The organism is Lysinibacillus sp. NPDC056959, assembly GCF_042674095.1.
GTDB classification, from domain to species: domain Bacteria; phylum Bacillota; class Bacilli; order Bacillales_A; family Planococcaceae; genus Lysinibacillus; species Lysinibacillus zambalensis.
Genome location: NZ_JBHURE010000002.1, coordinates 142,227 through 158,999, shown reverse-complemented (window position 1 = coordinate 158,999; position 16,773 = coordinate 142,227). Strand labels below are relative to the sequence as shown.

17 protein-coding genes and 1 pseudogene are annotated in these 16,773 nt (G+C 36.5%); 14 read left to right on the top strand and 4 right to left on the bottom strand.

The window, feature by feature from the left end; all coding sequences use genetic code 11:
* Nucleotides 1-13 precede the first annotated feature (13 nt).
* The 4 genes from ACFTQ7_RS02835 (at nt 14) to rnz (ending at nt 4,266) form a co-directional block, all read left to right on the top strand.
* Nucleotides 14-550: a cob(I)yrinic acid a,c-diamide adenosyltransferase gene (locus tag ACFTQ7_RS02835; protein WP_386827157.1), complete on the top strand. Its 537-nt coding sequence runs from the start codon at nt 14-16 to the stop codon at nt 548-550.
* A gap of 353 nt (nt 551-903) precedes the next feature.
* Entirely contained in the window at nt 904-2,403 is a 1,500-nt protein-coding gene (locus tag ACFTQ7_RS02830) for a cobyric acid synthase (protein WP_386827155.1), read from the top strand.
* Nucleotides 2,400-3,236: a class I SAM-dependent methyltransferase gene (locus ACFTQ7_RS02825; protein ID WP_386827154.1), complete on the top strand. Its 837-nt coding sequence runs from the start codon at nt 2,400-2,402 to the stop codon at nt 3,234-3,236. Before ACFTQ7_RS02830 ends, ACFTQ7_RS02825 begins: the two co-directional genes overlap by 4 nt.
* Nucleotides 3,237-3,333: 97 nt before the next feature.
* Complete coding sequence (rnz, locus tag ACFTQ7_RS02820; protein WP_386827152.1) at nt 3,334-4,266, top strand: ribonuclease Z; 933 nt, start codon at nt 3,334-3,336, stop codon at nt 4,264-4,266.
* A gap of 145 nt (nt 4,267-4,411) precedes the next feature.
* On the opposite strand, the gene ACFTQ7_RS02815 is transcribed toward rnz, so the two are convergent.
* A complete protein-coding gene (locus ACFTQ7_RS02815; protein WP_386827150.1) occupies nt 4,412-4,945 on the bottom strand; it encodes a TetR/AcrR family transcriptional regulator in 534 nt (177 codons plus the stop codon).
* A 169-nt stretch (nt 4,946-5,114) separates the two neighbouring features.
* Here ACFTQ7_RS02815 and ACFTQ7_RS02810 point away from each other — a divergent pair, with 169 nt between their 5' ends.
* Together ACFTQ7_RS02810 and ACFTQ7_RS02805 are read left to right on the top strand one after the other, a co-directional pair.
* The gene (locus tag ACFTQ7_RS02810) at nt 5,115-6,545 is read left to right on the top strand and encodes a DHA2 family efflux MFS transporter permease subunit (RefSeq protein WP_386827148.1); all 1,431 of its coding nucleotides are present in this window, start codon (nt 5,115-5,117) and stop codon (nt 6,543-6,545) included.
* Between the two features lie 208 nt (nt 6,546-6,753).
* Nucleotides 6,754-6,984, top strand: a complete 231-nt coding sequence (locus tag ACFTQ7_RS02805; RefSeq protein WP_386827147.1) for an acyl-phosphate glycerol 3-phosphate acyltransferase — start codon at nt 6,754-6,756, stop codon at nt 6,982-6,984.
* Nucleotides 6,985-7,015: 31 nt separating this feature from the next.
* Here ACFTQ7_RS02805 and ACFTQ7_RS02800 read toward each other — a convergent pair whose 3' ends face one another.
* Both ACFTQ7_RS02800 and ACFTQ7_RS02795 read right to left on the bottom strand, forming a co-directional pair.
* Entirely contained in the window at nt 7,016-7,459 is a 444-nt protein-coding gene (locus ACFTQ7_RS02800; RefSeq protein WP_386827146.1) for a hypothetical protein, read from the bottom strand.
* Nucleotides 7,460-7,579: 120 nt separating this feature from the next.
* On the bottom strand, nt 7,580-7,906 hold the full coding sequence (locus ACFTQ7_RS02795; RefSeq protein WP_386827145.1) for a hypothetical protein: 327 nt from the start codon (nt 7,904-7,906) through the stop codon (nt 7,580-7,582).
* Nucleotides 7,907-8,231: 325 nt separating this feature from the next.
* Here ACFTQ7_RS02795 and cdaS point away from each other — a divergent pair, with 325 nt between their 5' ends.
* From cdaS to ACFTQ7_RS02770, 5 genes are all read left to right on the top strand, one after another.
* Nucleotides 8,232-8,852 (top strand): sporulation-specific diadenylate cyclase CdaS, encoded by a 621-nt coding sequence (gene cdaS / locus ACFTQ7_RS02790; protein WP_386827143.1) that lies wholly within the window; start codon nt 8,232-8,234, stop codon nt 8,850-8,852.
* A 98-nt stretch (nt 8,853-8,950) separates the two neighbouring features.
* Nucleotides 8,951-9,394 carry a MarR family winged helix-turn-helix transcriptional regulator gene (locus ACFTQ7_RS02785; protein WP_386827142.1) on the top strand — a complete coding sequence of 148 codons (444 nt, stop codon included), beginning with the start codon at nt 8,951-8,953 and terminating at the stop codon, nt 9,392-9,394.
* Between the two features lie 53 nt (nt 9,395-9,447).
* Nucleotides 9,448-10,389, top strand: a complete 942-nt coding sequence (locus ACFTQ7_RS02780; RefSeq protein WP_386827141.1) for a ring-cleaving dioxygenase — start codon at nt 9,448-9,450, stop codon at nt 10,387-10,389.
* A gap of 14 nt (nt 10,390-10,403) precedes the next feature.
* Entirely contained in the window at nt 10,404-11,459 is a 1,056-nt protein-coding gene (locus ACFTQ7_RS02775) for an LLM class flavin-dependent oxidoreductase (RefSeq protein WP_386827140.1), read from the top strand.
* 12 nt (nt 11,460-11,471) lie between these two features.
* Nucleotides 11,472-12,038: an NADPH-dependent FMN reductase gene (locus ACFTQ7_RS02770; protein ID WP_386827139.1), complete on the top strand. Its 567-nt coding sequence runs from the start codon at nt 11,472-11,474 to the stop codon at nt 12,036-12,038.
* A 72-nt stretch (nt 12,039-12,110) separates the two neighbouring features.
* Here ACFTQ7_RS02770 and ACFTQ7_RS02765 read toward each other — a convergent pair whose 3' ends face one another.
* A complete protein-coding gene (locus ACFTQ7_RS02765) occupies nt 12,111-13,136 on the bottom strand; it encodes a DUF2332 domain-containing protein (RefSeq protein ID WP_386827138.1) in 1,026 nt (341 codons plus the stop codon).
* A 278-nt stretch (nt 13,137-13,414) separates the two neighbouring features.
* Here ACFTQ7_RS02765 and ACFTQ7_RS02760 point away from each other — a divergent pair.
* From ACFTQ7_RS02760 to ACFTQ7_RS02750, 3 genes and pseudogenes are all read left to right on the top strand, one after another.
* A pseudogene (locus tag ACFTQ7_RS02760) lies at nt 13,415-13,531 on the top strand (LysR family transcriptional regulator); the annotation flags it as partial.
* 129 nt (nt 13,532-13,660) lie between these two features.
* Nucleotides 13,661-13,960, top strand: coding sequence for a hypothetical protein (locus ACFTQ7_RS02755; protein ID WP_386827137.1), 300 nt, complete (start codon nt 13,661-13,663; stop codon nt 13,958-13,960).
* A gap of 203 nt (nt 13,961-14,163) precedes the next feature.
* Nucleotides 14,164-16,059, top strand: coding sequence for an MFS transporter (locus ACFTQ7_RS02750; RefSeq protein ID WP_386827136.1), 1,896 nt, complete (start codon nt 14,164-14,166; stop codon nt 16,057-16,059).
* The last annotated feature ends 714 nt before the right edge of the window (nt 16,060-16,773 follow it).

The following is a 16,773-nucleotide window of genomic DNA, read 5'->3' as shown; positions in this document are numbered from 1 at the left end:
GGAGGCTTAAACAATGGCTAGAAAAGGTTTGTTTTTAGTTTATACAGGTGAAGGAAAGGGCAAAACAACAGCTTCCCTAGGTGTCACATTACGCGCAGTTGGTCGAGGCCTAAATGTCCGATATATGCAATTTATAAAATCACCCGAGCGCACATACGGAGAGCAAATTGCTCTTCGAAAGCTTGGCGTAGAAATGGAGCAAATGGGCATCGGCTTCACTTGGACAAAAACACCCGAGGAACATCGTGCCGCTTTAGCAAAGGCATGGGAAAAAACAAAGGTCGCCCTGCAAGACGACAGCATTGATCTACTCGTATTAGACGAACTCAACAACGCACTTGCAATAACAAAATTCCCAATCGATGATGTGCTCCCATTATCCGAAGTTATCGAAGCCATTCAGCAACGCCCATCTACCATGCATTTAGTAGTAACCGGACGTAGCGCTAACCCAGCACTTGTGGAAATGGCCGATTTAGTATCAACAATTGATGCGACTAAGCACTATTATGAGGAAGGCATACCAGCAGTTAAAGGTTTAGAATTTTAATTGATGCACGGTGAATCGGAAAGGGTACCCGCGCTTTGAAATGAAATACCCGCGGAACGAGGAAGAATACCCGCGCTTTGAATTGGAATACCCGCGGAAGGAAGAAGAGTACCCGCGCTATGGAGAAATACCCGCGGAAGGAAGCAGAATACCCGCGCTTTGGAGAAATACCCGCGGAAGGAAGTAGAACACCCGCGCTATGGAGAAATACCCGCGGAAGGAAGCAGAATACCCGCGATATGGAGTGAAATACCCGCGGAACGAGGAAGAATACCCGCGATATGGAGCGAAATACCCGCGGAAGGAAGAAGAACACCCGCGCTTCAACAAAAAATAAGGAAGGGGAAAAGACTATGCCAGCAAAATCTATCATGATTCAAGGAACGGCTTCTGATGTAGGGAAAAGTATGATATGTACTGCGCTGTGCCGTATTTTATCTGATGATGGGTTAAAGGTAGTACCGTTTAAATCGCAAAATATGGCCCTGAATTCGTTTGTTACTCAAGATGGCGGGGAAATTGGTCGTGCACAGGGTGTACAAGCAGAGGCGGCACGTGTTGTCGCTACTACGGATATGAATCCGATATTGCTAAAACCTAAGCAGGATATGGTATCGGAAGTGATTGTTCATGGTAAACATTTTTTAAATATGGACGCTAAAAGCTATCGCAATCAATTCGTCCAAGAAGCGATGCCAATCGTTGAAAAGTCAGTGCGGACTTTACAAAATACATATGATGTCATTGTCCTTGAAGGTGCGGGAAGCCCGGCAGAAATTAATTTGAAAGACCGTGATATAGCTAATATGCGCATGGCTCATCTAGCGGATGCTGCGGTTGTGCTAGTTGCAGATATCGATCGAGGTGGCGTGTTTGCATCGATTGTTGGAACGCTCGCATTACTTGACGATGCAGAACGTGCACGTGTAAAAGGGCTGATTATTAATAAATTCAGAGGAATGCGTGAGTTACTTGATGATGGCATTGAATGGGTAGAACGTGAAACGGGGATTCCTGTCCTTGGAGTTGTACCGTATGTAGAGGTCAATATAGAGGCTGAAGACTCACTAGCATTATCTTCATTACGCTTTAAAAAGCCTAAGCCTGGAGAGTTTGCGGTGGATGTGGCCATGATTCGCTTGCCGCGCATTTCAAACTTTACAGATGTTGATCCATTTTTTGATGAGCCAGAGGTTGGTGTACGTTTAATCGGCAATGTCAATGAGCTTGGTACTCCCGATTTACTTATATTACCTGGAACCAAAAGTACAATAGATGATTTAGCTTGGTTAAAGGCACAGGGATTCGATCAAGCGATTGCTAATTTACGTGCACGAGGGACAAAAATTATTGGCATTTGTGGTGGCTTCCAAATGCTAGGTGAAACGTTGCTAGATCCTGATGCAGTAGAAGGAAATGGCGAGTCAGCGCAAGGCTTAGCATTATTGCCAATGGAAACTGTATTTGTTGGCGATAAAAAGACAGTTCAAATGACAGGAACAAGAGGGCAGGATACGTTTACTGGTTATGAAATTCATCTAGGACGTACAAAAATTTTGCGTGATGAAGTATCGCCATTTTTACAGCTTACAGATGGGCGCTTAGATGGGGCAGTAAGTGCAGATGAATTAGTAATCGGAACATATTTCCACGGTTTATTCCATAATCGCACCTTTACACGACAGCTCATCAACGACATTCGCGTGAAAAAGGGCCTCTCTGCTTTACCAAGTGATGTAAAAAGTGACGCAGAACGTAGAGAAGATGCATACAATATGCTGGCAAAGCATGTGCGTGCGAATCTTGATATGAAAAAAGTATACGAAATTATGAATTTAGAGGTACCTGTATGACAAGAAAAGGTCCGTTAGCCATTGATTATGAGGCGTTATGGCAGGAAGGGATGAAAGACTGGCATGGCCAAATGCCTGAAAGAATGGTCAATGATCAATTAGAGGAGCAGTTTTGGGCGCAGTCCATCGCCCATAAAAAGGCTGGACAAACAGATCCTTATGCTGCAAAAATTTTTCACGAAATTAAAAAAAGTATTCAACCCGAGCAATCGGTATTGGAAATTGGTCCAGGTTGGGGCAATTATACATTTCCGCTTGCTGAGCATGTGCGAAAGCTAACTTGTGTAGATAGCTCAGCAAGTATTCTTACCTATTTAGAAAATTGCATGGAAGATAGGCAACATGTTTCTTATCTTCACGCAAAATGGGAAAACCTTGCTGAGGATGAAGTAGAAGCGCACGATATCGTCATCGGTGTCAATTGCTTCTATCGTATGTATGACATCAAATCAGCACTTTACCATATGAATCGTCTAGCTAAAAAGCGTGCAATTATTGGCATGACGACAGGGCCGATTCAACCCCATTATGAAATTTTATACGAAAAGTATGGCTACGATATTAAATTTCCACGAAGAGATTATATAGAATTTTTAAACTTGCTCTATGAAATGGATATTTATGCCGAATGCAAAATTATCCCATTAGAACGAGTATATGAATATGACAGCTATGAGCAGCTTGTAACAACACAAAGTAAAAAAATATTGAATGATTCTTTTAATAGAGCACATGTTGAAGAGTCGCTTTTGCCATTTATTGAGGAAAAGAATGGGCGTTATTATTATCGTCATGATTTCCACGCTGCGCTCGTATCATGGGAGCCGAAATAATTACGAAACCTTTGGACTGCACTAATGACCAAAGGTTTTTCTTATTGTGCACGATAAGGTACAATAAAGCGATAGAAATAGAAGTGAGGTGGCATATGTGCAACTACATTTTTTAGGAACAGGCGCAGGAATGCCTTCAAAGGAACGAAATACAAGTGCCTTAATGGTGAAGCTTTTAGATGAAGTGGGGGAAATGTGGCTTTTTGATTGTGGGGAGGCGACTCAACATCAAATTTTGCACACATCGTTAAAGCCACGTAAAGTAACGAAAATATTCATTACACATTTACATGGTGACCATATTTTTGGCCTACCTGGCTTTTTAAGCTCTCGTTCATTTCAAGGTGGAGATGAGCCATTAACAATATTTGGCCCTCAAGGTTTACAGCAATGGATTGAGCAAACCTTAGCCTTATCAAAGACACATTTAACATATCCATTACAATTTGTTGAAGTCCATGAAGGTGTTATTTATGAGGACGAACACTTCACAGTAAGTGCAAGTGAATTGCGACATGTAGTTCCATGCTTTGGCTACCGTATAGAACAAAAAGATTTACCTGGTGAATTGTTAATGGAAAAAGCACAGGCTCTAGGTGTTCCTAAAGGCCCGATATTAGGACAACTAAAAGCTGGGAAAGATATTGAGCTTGCAGATGGCACTATTGTTTATGCAAAAGATGTCGTTGCTCCGCCGAAAAAAGGCTTTACGCTCACAATATTAGGCGATACAAAATACTGTCCAGAGGCTGTTTCATTAGCTATTGGAGCAGATATCGTTATTCATGAAGCGACCTTTGATGGCACTACGACAGATTTAGCAGCGAGCTATGGACACTCTACAAATGTCGAAGCGGCTAATGTAGCACAACAAGCAGGTGCAAACTATTTGCTTCTGAACCATTTAAGTGCCCGCTTTTTACCACAAGATTTACCGGAATTTTTAGCAGATGCACAGGAGGTTTTCCCACAAACCTTCCTTACATCCGACCAATCAGTATTTACATGGAATAACAATAAGTTAATTTAACTTCTTTCAGCCAAAAACGTAAAGTAGCTTTTAAATGACATTTCATTTAAAAGCTACTTTTATCTTTATTTAGCAAATTGTTTTCTGTGTGAAAGCAACAACAATTAATTTGTCTCTGCATCAAAAGCATGGGCGGAATACCTTTTTATCGATATAATTCAACGATTTGATTTGCTATATACTCGGAGCTGAAATGTACCCCATTTCTGAGCCACCACATAAGGATCCCCAGTATGGAAGAGGCGAGAATATCCATTGATAGTGTACTATCAGCACCTTCACTTTTACGTTGTATGACAATCAAGTCCTTTAATGTCATATGCATTTTTTTATTGAAACCAGGGTGCTCAAATAACACAGCTAAAATTTTCCTGTGCTTATAAATATAATCTAAAAACGTAATTAGTTGTTCTTGATTATTTAAATTATCAATTTGTAAAGTTGGAGACATTTTCGACAACAGGTCGTCGAAAATATCGTAAACTACTTGTTTTAATAAATCATTTATATCGACAAAATGTAAATAAAAAGTTGCTCGATTTAGCTCTGCACGTTGGGCTATTTTTTGTACTGTAAGTTTCGAAATATCTGGGTTTTCGATTAATATATCTACGACAGCTTCTTTAAAGACCCGTTTAGAGCGAATAGCTCGTGGGTCTTGCTTTTTTTGTGTGGTCAATTTCATTCTCCTTTATCTATTAAATACAAATTTAATTAATAGTATTTTTATTTTTGTTGTTTAATTGACACTTCTTGAAAAATTGTAAATAGGAATCAAAAAATAAACGTGTTATTATCTATTTTATTGACATGATGTTAATAAAACAAGTAGAAAGAGGCAGAATGAAATGTCGGAATCAATAAATAAAAAAGTATTATTAACAGTATTAATTTTCGGGTGTTTTTTATCTACCCTTAATCAAACGCTGTTAAACGTTGCATTGAGTAATTTAATGGACGTATTTTCCGTTTCTGCTACAACAGTCCAGTGGTTAGCTACTGGATTTATGTTAGTAAATGGGGTGCTAGTCCCTATTACAGCATACTTAATGAAACGTTTTTCAACACGACAATTATTTATAAGTTCAATGCTGTTTTTATTAGTAGGCTCTATTTTTTGTGCAATAGCTCCGAACTTCACAACTTTACTAATAGGTCGTATGATTCAAGCGGTTGGAGCAGGAATTATTATGCCATTGCTAATGAGCATCGTAATGTTTATTTTCCCTCCTGAAAAAAGAGGTAGTATGATGGGGTTAATTGGGCTTGCAATGATTTTTGCTCCAGCCATTGCACCAACTTTAGCAGGTTTCATTATCGATTATTATTCATGGCGTTGGTTATTTATCGGAATAATTCCATTTGTCGTGATTGTTATATTCATGGCAATGAAATATTTAATTAATGTTTCAGAAACAGCAAACACGAAGTTAGATGTAGTGAGTGTTATTTTATCGACAATTGGCTTTGGTTTTATTTTGTATGGTTTTAGTAATGCAGGTAGCCATGGCTGGAATGATAATATTGTAATAGTTACTATACTTGTGGGGGTAATGACTACTGCATTATTCTGTCTTCGACAAATGAAATCTTCTGATCCACTTCTTAATTTATCCGTTTTTAAAAATAAACTATTTACGCTAACGTCCATCATCAACATCATTGTCACAATGATGATGTATGCGGATATGATTTTATTACCGATGTATTTACAAAATGGAAGAGGGTTTACGGCATTAGACGCTGGTTTATTATTATTACCGGGTGCTCTTGTAAATGCCTTTATGTCTCCAGTGACCGGAAAAATGTATGACCGCTTTGGTGCAAAGCCGTTATTTATTATCGGTTTGATTTTCGTCATTCCTTCCATGTGGGTTGTAACAGATTTAACAGAAACAACAACATTTAACTTTTTAATGATACGTACCATTTTTCTACGTATAGGGTTGAGTTTTATCACAATGCCATTGAACACAGCTGGTTTGAATGCCTTACCTAAAACACTTGTCACACATGGTACAGCAGTGAATAATACATTACGACAAATTGCAGGTGCAATCGGTTCTGCTGTCGTCATTACAATTTTCACAGCACAAACAACAAACCATGCAAAAACATTGCTAGTAGAAACACCGAATGCGACGGCTGAAGGTATACGTACGCTTGCTTCCATTTTAGGTTCAAGTGATGCTTATTATTTCATGACAATCTTAGCGATACTCGCATTTGTTTTAACTTTATTTGTTCCATCTAAAAAAAGAGTAAACAATAGTTTGTGAATGTATAGATTTGAATAAATAACTTTGAAAAGCCTTGCTACATTAATGAAGCAAGGCTTGTATTCTATTAAATTATCCCGACTATTAATAGAAAAAAGACCAAATACAATGTAGTAATTGATGTAATACGAAAATTTGGAATATTGAAGAAAAATAATGCGGTAAATAGTAGATTTTTGTATAATTGACTAAAGGGGAGTGGTTTAATATGAATCAGCAAAAAATGCCACCAGCACTATTGCGTTTAATTGTTATTTTTCCAAATGTGCTGAGCTATTTATTATTATTTGGACTTATCTTTTTTGTTATCTCTAATTATGACACGCTAAAAGCTACGGACAACTTAACGGTTTGGCTTATTTTTATTTTTGTACTAGCGCCGGCTGCTGCCTACACGACATTTAGCATTATTAAGAAAATTCGTGTTGGACAAATGTAAGCAAAAATAACAAGTGTATCCATTAGATAAGCTAATGGATACACTCTTTGGACATTTTAATTCTGAATAAAATAACTCCAATTACAAATAGAACAACAGCTAATATGAAGTAAAAGTTAGTAATTCCATTCATTATGTGAAAAGGGGCTTTATGAACAAAAACAGCTTTCACCCAGTGACGATCTTCTTTTACTGCAATTGCAATGGAAGTTGATGTCCCTTTTATTTCATAATAATGTGCCCCTTTTGGGTAATAGTTTGAGGCATTTCCGCAATAATTTCCTGTCATATTATTTGGCTTGGTCTTTACTTCTCCTATAATTTTACCAATTTTATTATCTTCAATTAATTCTTCTTTTTTAACTTCATAAACGTTTCCTTTCCAAACGACAGAAGGATAAGCCCAAGATAGTGCTTGCACAGAGGGGGAAATCATAAGTAAAAGTAAAAACGACAACAACGTAATTCGTTTCAAAAAGCACCTCCAATAGGTAACCATTTTATTTTATTATTTGCTACTTAAACTAACGCCCTCTTTATCTGTAAAAGAACAGAAACAAACAACTATTTATTTCACTACCAGTCTTCCACTACATTATTTACCCCAGGGCTGTTCACCATATCTTTTAAGCATCACGACTTCACCATCATTTTTTTTCACTCGCTTATAAACATACTTAATTTTATATTCGTTGTATTTTTCTAATTCAATTTTATCGTAAAATTTCTTTGATAATGATAACTCACGTTCATCAATTAAAAGATAGTATTCATCGTTTTTCTCTATAACATTTTGTTCATCAATTTTAACTGTTTTTTCAACTAGAACATCACTAAGAGTATAAAAACCTGCTGCAAGTACGCCTACAAAAATGAATAAAAAAAAGATTACGAATACCTTACTTTTACTCAAGTTCCTCACCTCACAGTATTTTTAATACTAATACGTACCAATATATGTAAAAGTTTCGAAACTGACCTAATTTATTATTACATTAAAATGCCCCATAGTATAAGAAACGAAATTTATATCGTGAAATTAGATATCCTAAGTGTATGATATTTTTTATTTTGTATTAGATTACCTTTAATAATCAAGTCTTTCATAGTGACTTCATTTTCATTATATTTTCTGAAAACAAATTTTTTAGAAAAATTGACATAATGAAATCAAAAGCGAATAAAATAATTCCATTTAGAGAAACTAAAAATAAATACATAATAAATTTGAAAAGCGGGGTGTTTTTTTGGATCCAACAAATTGCGATTTTTCACCAATGAAACAAACATTAAAGGAAGAGCTTTTGCAGGTCATTATTTCATTACAGCAAAGTGTAGAAGCTATGGATACTAATACAAACTGTCTTCTGGGGAATTTTGAAAAAATAAAAGAGAAATTTGTAACGATTGAAATGAAGGCCGCTACGTTTTATTTGAATTGCTATCTTTCACCGTTTACTGAAAAATATCCTGAGCTTTCGCATAGCGTACAAAATATGTCAAAAAGAAGACACGGCGGACTAATTGTTATTGAACGGGAGGATTCTGTATCATCTATTTTAAGGCCTGGTATTCATATTGGCGCTGAAGTGACGCATTCCTTATTAGAATCTATTTTTTTTCCTGGAAATCCACTGCATGATGGCGCCGTTTTAATAAGCAAAAATTTAATTAAATCAGCAGCAAATGTACTGCCACTTTCAGAGAGATACACAGGGGAAAAAAAATTAGGAATGAGACATCGTGCAGCATTAGGATTAAGTGAAGTCAGTGATGCGCTTGTCATGATAGTGTCCGAAGAAACAGGGAGAATTTCTTTTGCCTTTAAAGGAAACTTATATCCAATTACGACGCATGGCATTATATAGTGTGAGCTTCACACTGGATAATATCTTGAATTCGAGATATTATCCTTGCTTATTTATCACTTGCGTGGTAAAGTGATAAATAAGAGGAGGAGGAAGCGATGCGAAAACACACGCTCGGATCACTGACATGGATTCGGATGATGCGCTTTACAAATCAAAGTAATCAGCTATCCAATGATTTTTTAAAGCATTTTGACTTAACGACTGCACAGTTTGATGTCCTAATACAAATAAAGACATTTGCACCGTTAACGCAATCACAGTTAGCAGAGAAAGTGACAGTGACGCAAGGTGGTATGTCTCGGATGCTTGCTCGTCTAGAAAAAGATGGACTTATTGAACGAAAACAAAATTGGAAGACCAAAACAATCTCTCTGACAGCTAAAGGCGAGCAGATGATCGATGAGGCAACACCAAGTCAGCTACAGTTTCAATCTTCATTTTTTGAAGAAGTATTAACAGAAGAAGAAATGATAACTTTAAATAGACTCATGGCAAAATTAGAAAAGCATAGTCGTGAAAAAAAATTACCACAAGCGTGATTTTTTTTGTCATATCACTTGCTTAGTCAAGTGAAAACGAGGAGGAAACATTTATGAACAAATTAAGCGGACATCATCATATATCAATGCTAACAAAAAACGGCAAACGTAATAATGATTTTTATACAAAAATTCTCGGCCTACGTCGTGTGAAGAAAACAGTCAACCAAGATTCGCCTTCCATGTATCACTTATTTTATGGAGACTTAACAGGAGCTGTAGGTACAGAATTAACATTTTTTGAAATGCCCGTAGCAGGACGAACAGTTCGAGGAACAAATGCCATTACACGTATTGGACTACTAGTTCCAAGCTATGAAAGTCTGCAATTTTGGAAAAATCGTTTTCAAGAATTAGAGGTTGAACATAGTGAAATAAAAACTTATGCAGGTAAAGATGCATTGTTTTTTGAGGATCATGAAGGGTTACGAATGGTGCTTTTAAATAATCATGGTCACGAAACACCAGCTCATTGGCAACCATGGGACGGCTCTGATATCCCGGGGGAACATCGCATTTTAGGAATGGGTACAGTTGAAATGACAGTTCGTTACTTGCAACGGACAGTGAGCTTATTAAAAGAGCTATTTAATTTTACAGCTGTTATAGAAAGTGAAAAAGAGGCCGTATTGCAATCTATTCCTGGAGAAGTACTTGGAGAAATCGTCGTTAAAGAATTAGAAGGGCCTAGTGAGAAACCTGGTCGTGGTAGTATTCATCATTTAGCACTACGTGTTAGTACAGTGGAGGAATTGCAAGAATGGGATGCCAAAATTAAAGAGTGGGGCTTTGAAAGTACTGGCGTTGTGGACCGTTATTATTTCCAAAGTCTTTATTTTAGAGATCGTAATGGAATTTTATTTGAAATGGCGACAGATGGTCCAGGATTTACAGTTGATTCGGCAGTAGAGGATCTTGGCAAGGAACTTGATCTCCCTCCATTTTTAGAAGAAAAACGTGCAGAAATCGAAGCTATTTTAGAACCACTAGATTAAGGAGAGGATTAATCATGGAAAAATACCGCATTGATCAATCGAAAGGCATTGAATTTGGTCTCTATTCATTAGGGGATCATATTCCAAATCCATTAACAGGCGAACGTATTTCAGCTCAGCAACGAATCCAAGAGCTAGTTGAAGCAAGTCAGCTTGCAGAACAAGCAGGTATTGATGTATTTGGTGTGGGCGAAAGTCATCAATCGTACTTTACTACACAGGCACACACGGTTGTTTTAGGAGCAATCGCACAAGCTACATCAAAAATTAAATTAGCAAGCTCCGCTACGGTACTAAGTGTCTCTGACCCAGTGCGCGTATATGAAGATTTTGCGACGATTGATTTAATTTCAGATGGCCGTGCAGAGATTGTTGCGGGGCGTGGCTCTCGAGTAGGTGCATATGATTTACTAGGCGTTGATTTAAAGGATTATGAAGAAATTTTTGAAGAAAAATTAGAGCTGCTGAAAAAAATAAATGACAATGACCTTGTCACTTGGGAAGGACAATTCCGTGCACCACTTCGTAATGCGCAAATTTTGCCACAACCTAAAAATGGCTCGTTGCCAATTTGGCGAGCTGTTGGTGGACCACCAGCAAGTGCCATTAAAGCAGGCTATATGGGCATTCCAATGATGTTAACGACATTAGGTGGTCCTGCTGTGAACTTTAAGCCATCAGTAGATGCCTACAGAGAAGCAGCGGAGCGAAGTGGTTTTGATCCGAAAGAGTTACCGATTGCTACAACAAGCCTATTTTATGTTGCTGATACGACGAAAGAGGCACTACAAGGGATGTATCCACATTTAAATGGTGGATTCCAAGCAATTCGTGGCGCGGGTTATCCAAAGCAACAATTTGCACAAGCGCCAGATACACGAGACGCCTTAATGGTCGGAAGTAAAGATCAAATTATTGAAAAATTACTATATCAATACGAGCTCTATGGCATGCAACGATTTATGGCACAAATTGATTTTGGCGGTGTGCCATTCGATAAATTAATGAAAAATATCGAAATTATAGGGAACGATATATTACCTGCGATTAAAAAATATACAGTAAAATAAGGAGTGTTCAGCATGAAAATTGTTGCACTAGCTGGTTCAATTGTTGGTTCGAAAACAAAAACAGCCATCAGTAAGGTGGTTGAAATCATACAAAATAAATATCCAGAGCATGAGGTAGTGTTACTAGATCTTGCTGAATACAAAATGGAGTTTAGTGATGGACGAAATTATTTTGAATATGATGGAGATACAAAATATGTAGCCGAAACAATTATGGCTGCAGATGCAATTGTCATTGGAACGCCAACATTTCAAGCTTCGATTCCGGCAACGTTGAAAAATATTTTTGACTTACTACCTGTCAATGCGTTTCGCGATAAAGTGGTGAGTACAGTTTGTACAGCTGGCACAGCGAAGCACTACCTAATGATTGAGCAGCAGTTAAAGCCAATTCTTGCTTATATGAAAGCTCATATCGTTCCAACGTATGTATTTATAGAAGAAAAGGATTTTTTACGGAAGGAAATTGTGAATGATGACGTCTTATTCCGCCTTGAGCGTTTAGCTGAGGATACAGTGATGGTAGCTGATGCGTTTGCAGAAATTCGTGCTAAAAAAGATGCGGAATATGATTTTTAGAGATTACTAATTTAATAAATTTTAGACGCTGTATAAGGGGGCAATCTTATACAGCGTTTTTTCGTGACAATTTTATTTGTAGTTGGACCACTTGAACCATCGAGCATGGCCATCAGGGCGTTCCATTGTCCGTATAGATTCTATTTCTCCTAGATTAATAAAATCTTGATGCAGTTGCATATCAAATAAATTGTTATAGCAATGGTAGAGAGGTCGTTCTATGCTAATCACTTTTAATTGCTCTATTAATTCAAGGCGTAACTCCATTGGGATTTGATTGGCCACATGTGTATGGTAAACAACTAACATTGCTTCTTCATTAATTTCTCTACTAATATCTTTAATAAGTTTAATGGCATCTCCTTTTATCAGTTGTAAATCGAGCTCTTTTAAAATAGGGAGCGCTTGATTTAACAATAGTCTACGTTCTTGATGCTCCGGCCAAATTAAGGCTTGGAGCCATTGGAGCTCTTCCTCATTATGAATATCAATAGGATTTAAATCGATGCCCACTCGATTACAAACAACTGGTGCATTTGAAATAGAAGTTGGAAGCGGCTGACCCTGATTTTCTGATGACAAAATGAAATCATTATTAGAATTGTTTATGTGAAGCTGTTCATTATAGCAGTAATTGTATTGATCCATCCCAAGTTGAAGCCCTGCACTTGCACCAACTTCTATGAATGCTAATGGTTTTTTGTGGCGTTCATATATTTCTGTCATCATCGGATAAAGGTAAGAACAACGGCGGATTTCATTTGTCTGAACAAGTTTTTCTTGAAATAAAGTCTTCATTTCGTCTGAATGAGACAGGACGAATGCTTTAAAAACAGGATACACTTCATTTATTTCTTTAGGTGCTGTCGTTAATGATGGGTAAAAATGAAGTAAATCGTCTTTTGATGATGACAGTAAATACTGAACACCAGCTAATAATAAATTAGGTGCAGGTTGTCCTTGAGGTATAAACGCCGCAACTTTTAATAGTTCATCGTCTTCAGCAATCTTATTCGCTAAATGTTCATACAGTGGACTTGAGTTTTCACATTCATTTTTTGCAAAAGTACGAAATTGTTTACTTAATTTGGCTAACATACGATTCTCCCCTTTGTGTAAAAGTAATCGATCTACTTTTTAGTTTATTATTATTGGATAATTTAGTAAATTAAATATAGTTAATGAAGTTGATTAACAACATTAATTTCTTTCAGCGGATGTCAAGGAATCGGTAAGGAGTTCACAGTGGATGTTAGCCTAAAATCATCGCATCTATGCGATAAAGGCTAACCGACCTGCGTCATGCAGGCCTAAGCACAAAGCCAATTCTGGACGCAATTATGCCGAGGCATAATTGATCGAAAGGGGATGAGATTTTGGATTATAAATGGGTACAGTCTTTTGTAGTTGCAGCTAAATCTTGTAATTTTCGAATGGCAGCAGAAGGGTTACATTTATCGCAGCCAAGTATCACAGTTCATATTTATCAGTTAATTGGTGATACATAATTACAAAAATTTCGGAAAACATGTGTAAAGAAAATGTTATATCGGTATACCATCAAATAAGTAGTAGACTGTCTGCCGTAGATGATGAAATCATGAAGATAGGTGTAAATTAATATGGGTATTGAGTATAGTATAGTTCTTGAAGAAAAAGAAAAAATTGATTTGGTAATACAAGAGATATTCTCTGTCCTAAAGTCTAAAGAAATGTATAAAGATGTAATTATGGATCAAAAAGTAATTGTATTTCCATATGACGATTTTAATTGGAATCGATGGTGTACTATAGAAAATGACAAGGGTGTGATATATATCTGGACTATTGGTAACAGAAGCGTTCAAGAAAGTAAGTTATTAGAGGAAGTTTGTAAAGTGATTGTAAACCTAAGTTTGCAATATGAGCTGGAAGAGAGATAATATTTACTCTCCATCCTCTCTTCTTTGACTAGGATTTTTAGCTATGACACTAGATTCAGAAAACAGAACCGAATAGTGATAGGGAATTGTGTGAACTTATTCCTCTAGGGTACATTTAGTTCTTGAAACCGACAACCCTGTCATTTTATAATAATGGCAGGGTTGTTAGTTTTACTATTTTTTTCATTAATGGGGGAATAAGGATGACTGGTGGTTCTGTTTCAAACCGTTTGTATAAAAATAAGGCTTTTTTGTATTTGATTGCCTCCCAAACCGTTTCGGCCATTGGGAATTGGTTGGATATTTTAGCTGTAATTACTTTGGTTGCTGTAAAGTGGAATACTTCACCAATAGCAGTGTCTGGTGTAATGCTAGTTTTTGTAGGTCCTATGGTATTGCTTGGACCTTTTAGCGGAGTGTTAAGTGATCGTTTTGAACGACGCTTAATTATGTTGATTTCCGATCTATTCTGTTTGGTCCTTGTTCTTGGAGTAGCATTTTCAACCCAACTATGGCATGTATATGTTTTGATATTTTTAAAAAGTTCGTTTGTAGCATTATTTATTCCCGCAAAAAATGGTAAATTAAAAGAGATCGTAGGGGATGACCAAATTCAAGCTGCAATGGGAATCAGTGGGATGATTGATAATGGGGCAAAAATAATTGGTCCAGTACTTAGCGGAATGTTTGTTGCTACTGCAGGCATCCAATTGGCATTTTATATCGATGCTCTTTCGTTTGCTTTGTCAGCACTCTTTTTACTTGGTGTTCCAAAGCATCATCGAAAGAATATGGTTGAAAAAAATGAACAGCAAAAAAAACGGAATATCATTTCAAATTTCTTAGTAGAACTAAAAGAAGGATTCTCTTTCCTAAAAACAATCCCTGTCATGTTAGTTAGTTTAATTATTACTACATTGTTGCTTCTCGTTCTACAAATCGCCGATACTCAATTCATGGTACTTTTAAGGGGTATCTTTAAAGATCCTGTAACCATTGCGGGATACAGTATGGCCGCTAGTGGCGGTGGTATGTTTATAGCATCAGCAATATATACAAAAAAACATATTAGTTCAACACTAGGTTGCATGTTTTTTGGTGCTTTAGGACTTGGAATTTCACTTGCAGCGCTTGCTCTTATGTCTCAACTTTCCCCTATAGTTCTTTCAATTGCATATCCCATGCTATTTTTTCTAGCAGGTTTTTCTTTTGGATCGGCGATTATTCCTTTAAACATAATTGCACAAAAAAGTACTCCAGTAGATAAAACTGGCCGTGTCTTCGGAATGATCAACAGTATGACTACACTTGGGACATTGATTGGTATGGTTTCAGGTGGAATTCTTTCCGAATTGTTTGGTGTTGTTACGACATTTATTGTGTCAGGCACATCTTTGATTGCAGTCAGCATATTAACTATTATAATTAAATCTCCTATCGAAAGAAGGTTCGGAATGTCACCTAAAGTGTCGATACAATACAAAGAAAAACGCAAGCGTGAAATATTGAAGGCTGCAGAAACGGTATTCTGCCAAAAAGGTTTCGAGCCTACAACTATGAAAGACGTTGTTGAAGTATCTGGGATGAGCCGAGGTGGAGTATATCAATATTTTTCTAGTACAGAGGAGATGTTAAAGAGCATCCTGAATGAAAGGGACGAACAGTTTGAAAAGAAAATTCATAATCTTATCCAAAGTAATCAAACTGTTTGGGAAACTATAGAGTCTATTTTAGATGAGTACAATAAAGATTCATTTAATAAAATTAGTGCAGTTACTTATGAATATTTCGTCACAGGTTGGCGTAGCGAAGGAATGGAGCGTATTCCGTATTTACTTACACGTTTCAATCGTTCAAGGGAGAACTATATTAAAATGCTTCAAATAGGAGTAGACACTGGAGAATTTTATCCAAAACAGCCTCTTAGTACAATTGCCACCTTTATGATAAATGTTACCGATGGTATCTTATTAGAGGAAAATCTTGCTGGAAAAAAAGAAACTGATACAGAGGGGCAGATAACAGCCTTAAAATTATACCTCAAAACCGCGTTACAAATTGAAACTAATTTCCTAGAAATAGGCGCATTTCCGTATTAGGAATAGCGTCTTTTTTCATCAAATGGACAGATTATCAGAACAACACCTTTAGAAAACAGGCAGTATATAAAGTTTTTTAACTGATTGCTCGTATAAGGAAGGCACTAAGTATAGTGGAATTGTGGAGCTTTCTACTTTAGGGAGAATTTTGATGATTAAGCGGGAGCAAATTTCTTCCGACGGCGAAAATGAAAAGCTTATAAAATAATTTCTTTCACACCCTTGGATTTAATTGGCATGGAGGTACAAGGAGTATTCACTGTTAATTTACAAGAATTGTCAAATTTCTGGGTTAATTAAAGTGAATTCCAGATTTAAAATAAAGGAAAATCGACATCAATTCCATAAATATGGAATTAATGTCGATTTTTTATCGTTCAACTTTACTTCTCTTTAATTTTTTTCATAGCTGATTTTCTCAATTTTAAATCTAAACTATAGTTGTAATTATCTGAATATACAGAATATAGGTAATAGTTAGATGAGTAATAATAATTGAAATTAGTTGAATTTTTATATAAAATATGGAAAAATAGATAAAAGATTAGGTATCTTCTAAAAAATGGTAAGTTAACTTTGGATCAATTTCTAGTACTAGGAAAGGGTTTGTTATCTGATATATGCTCTTTAGGAACTATTCTTTTGCTAACTGACATTTAAAAAGTACATCATAAAAAATCAGAAAATTGATTTAATTGAAAATACGCTTTATCA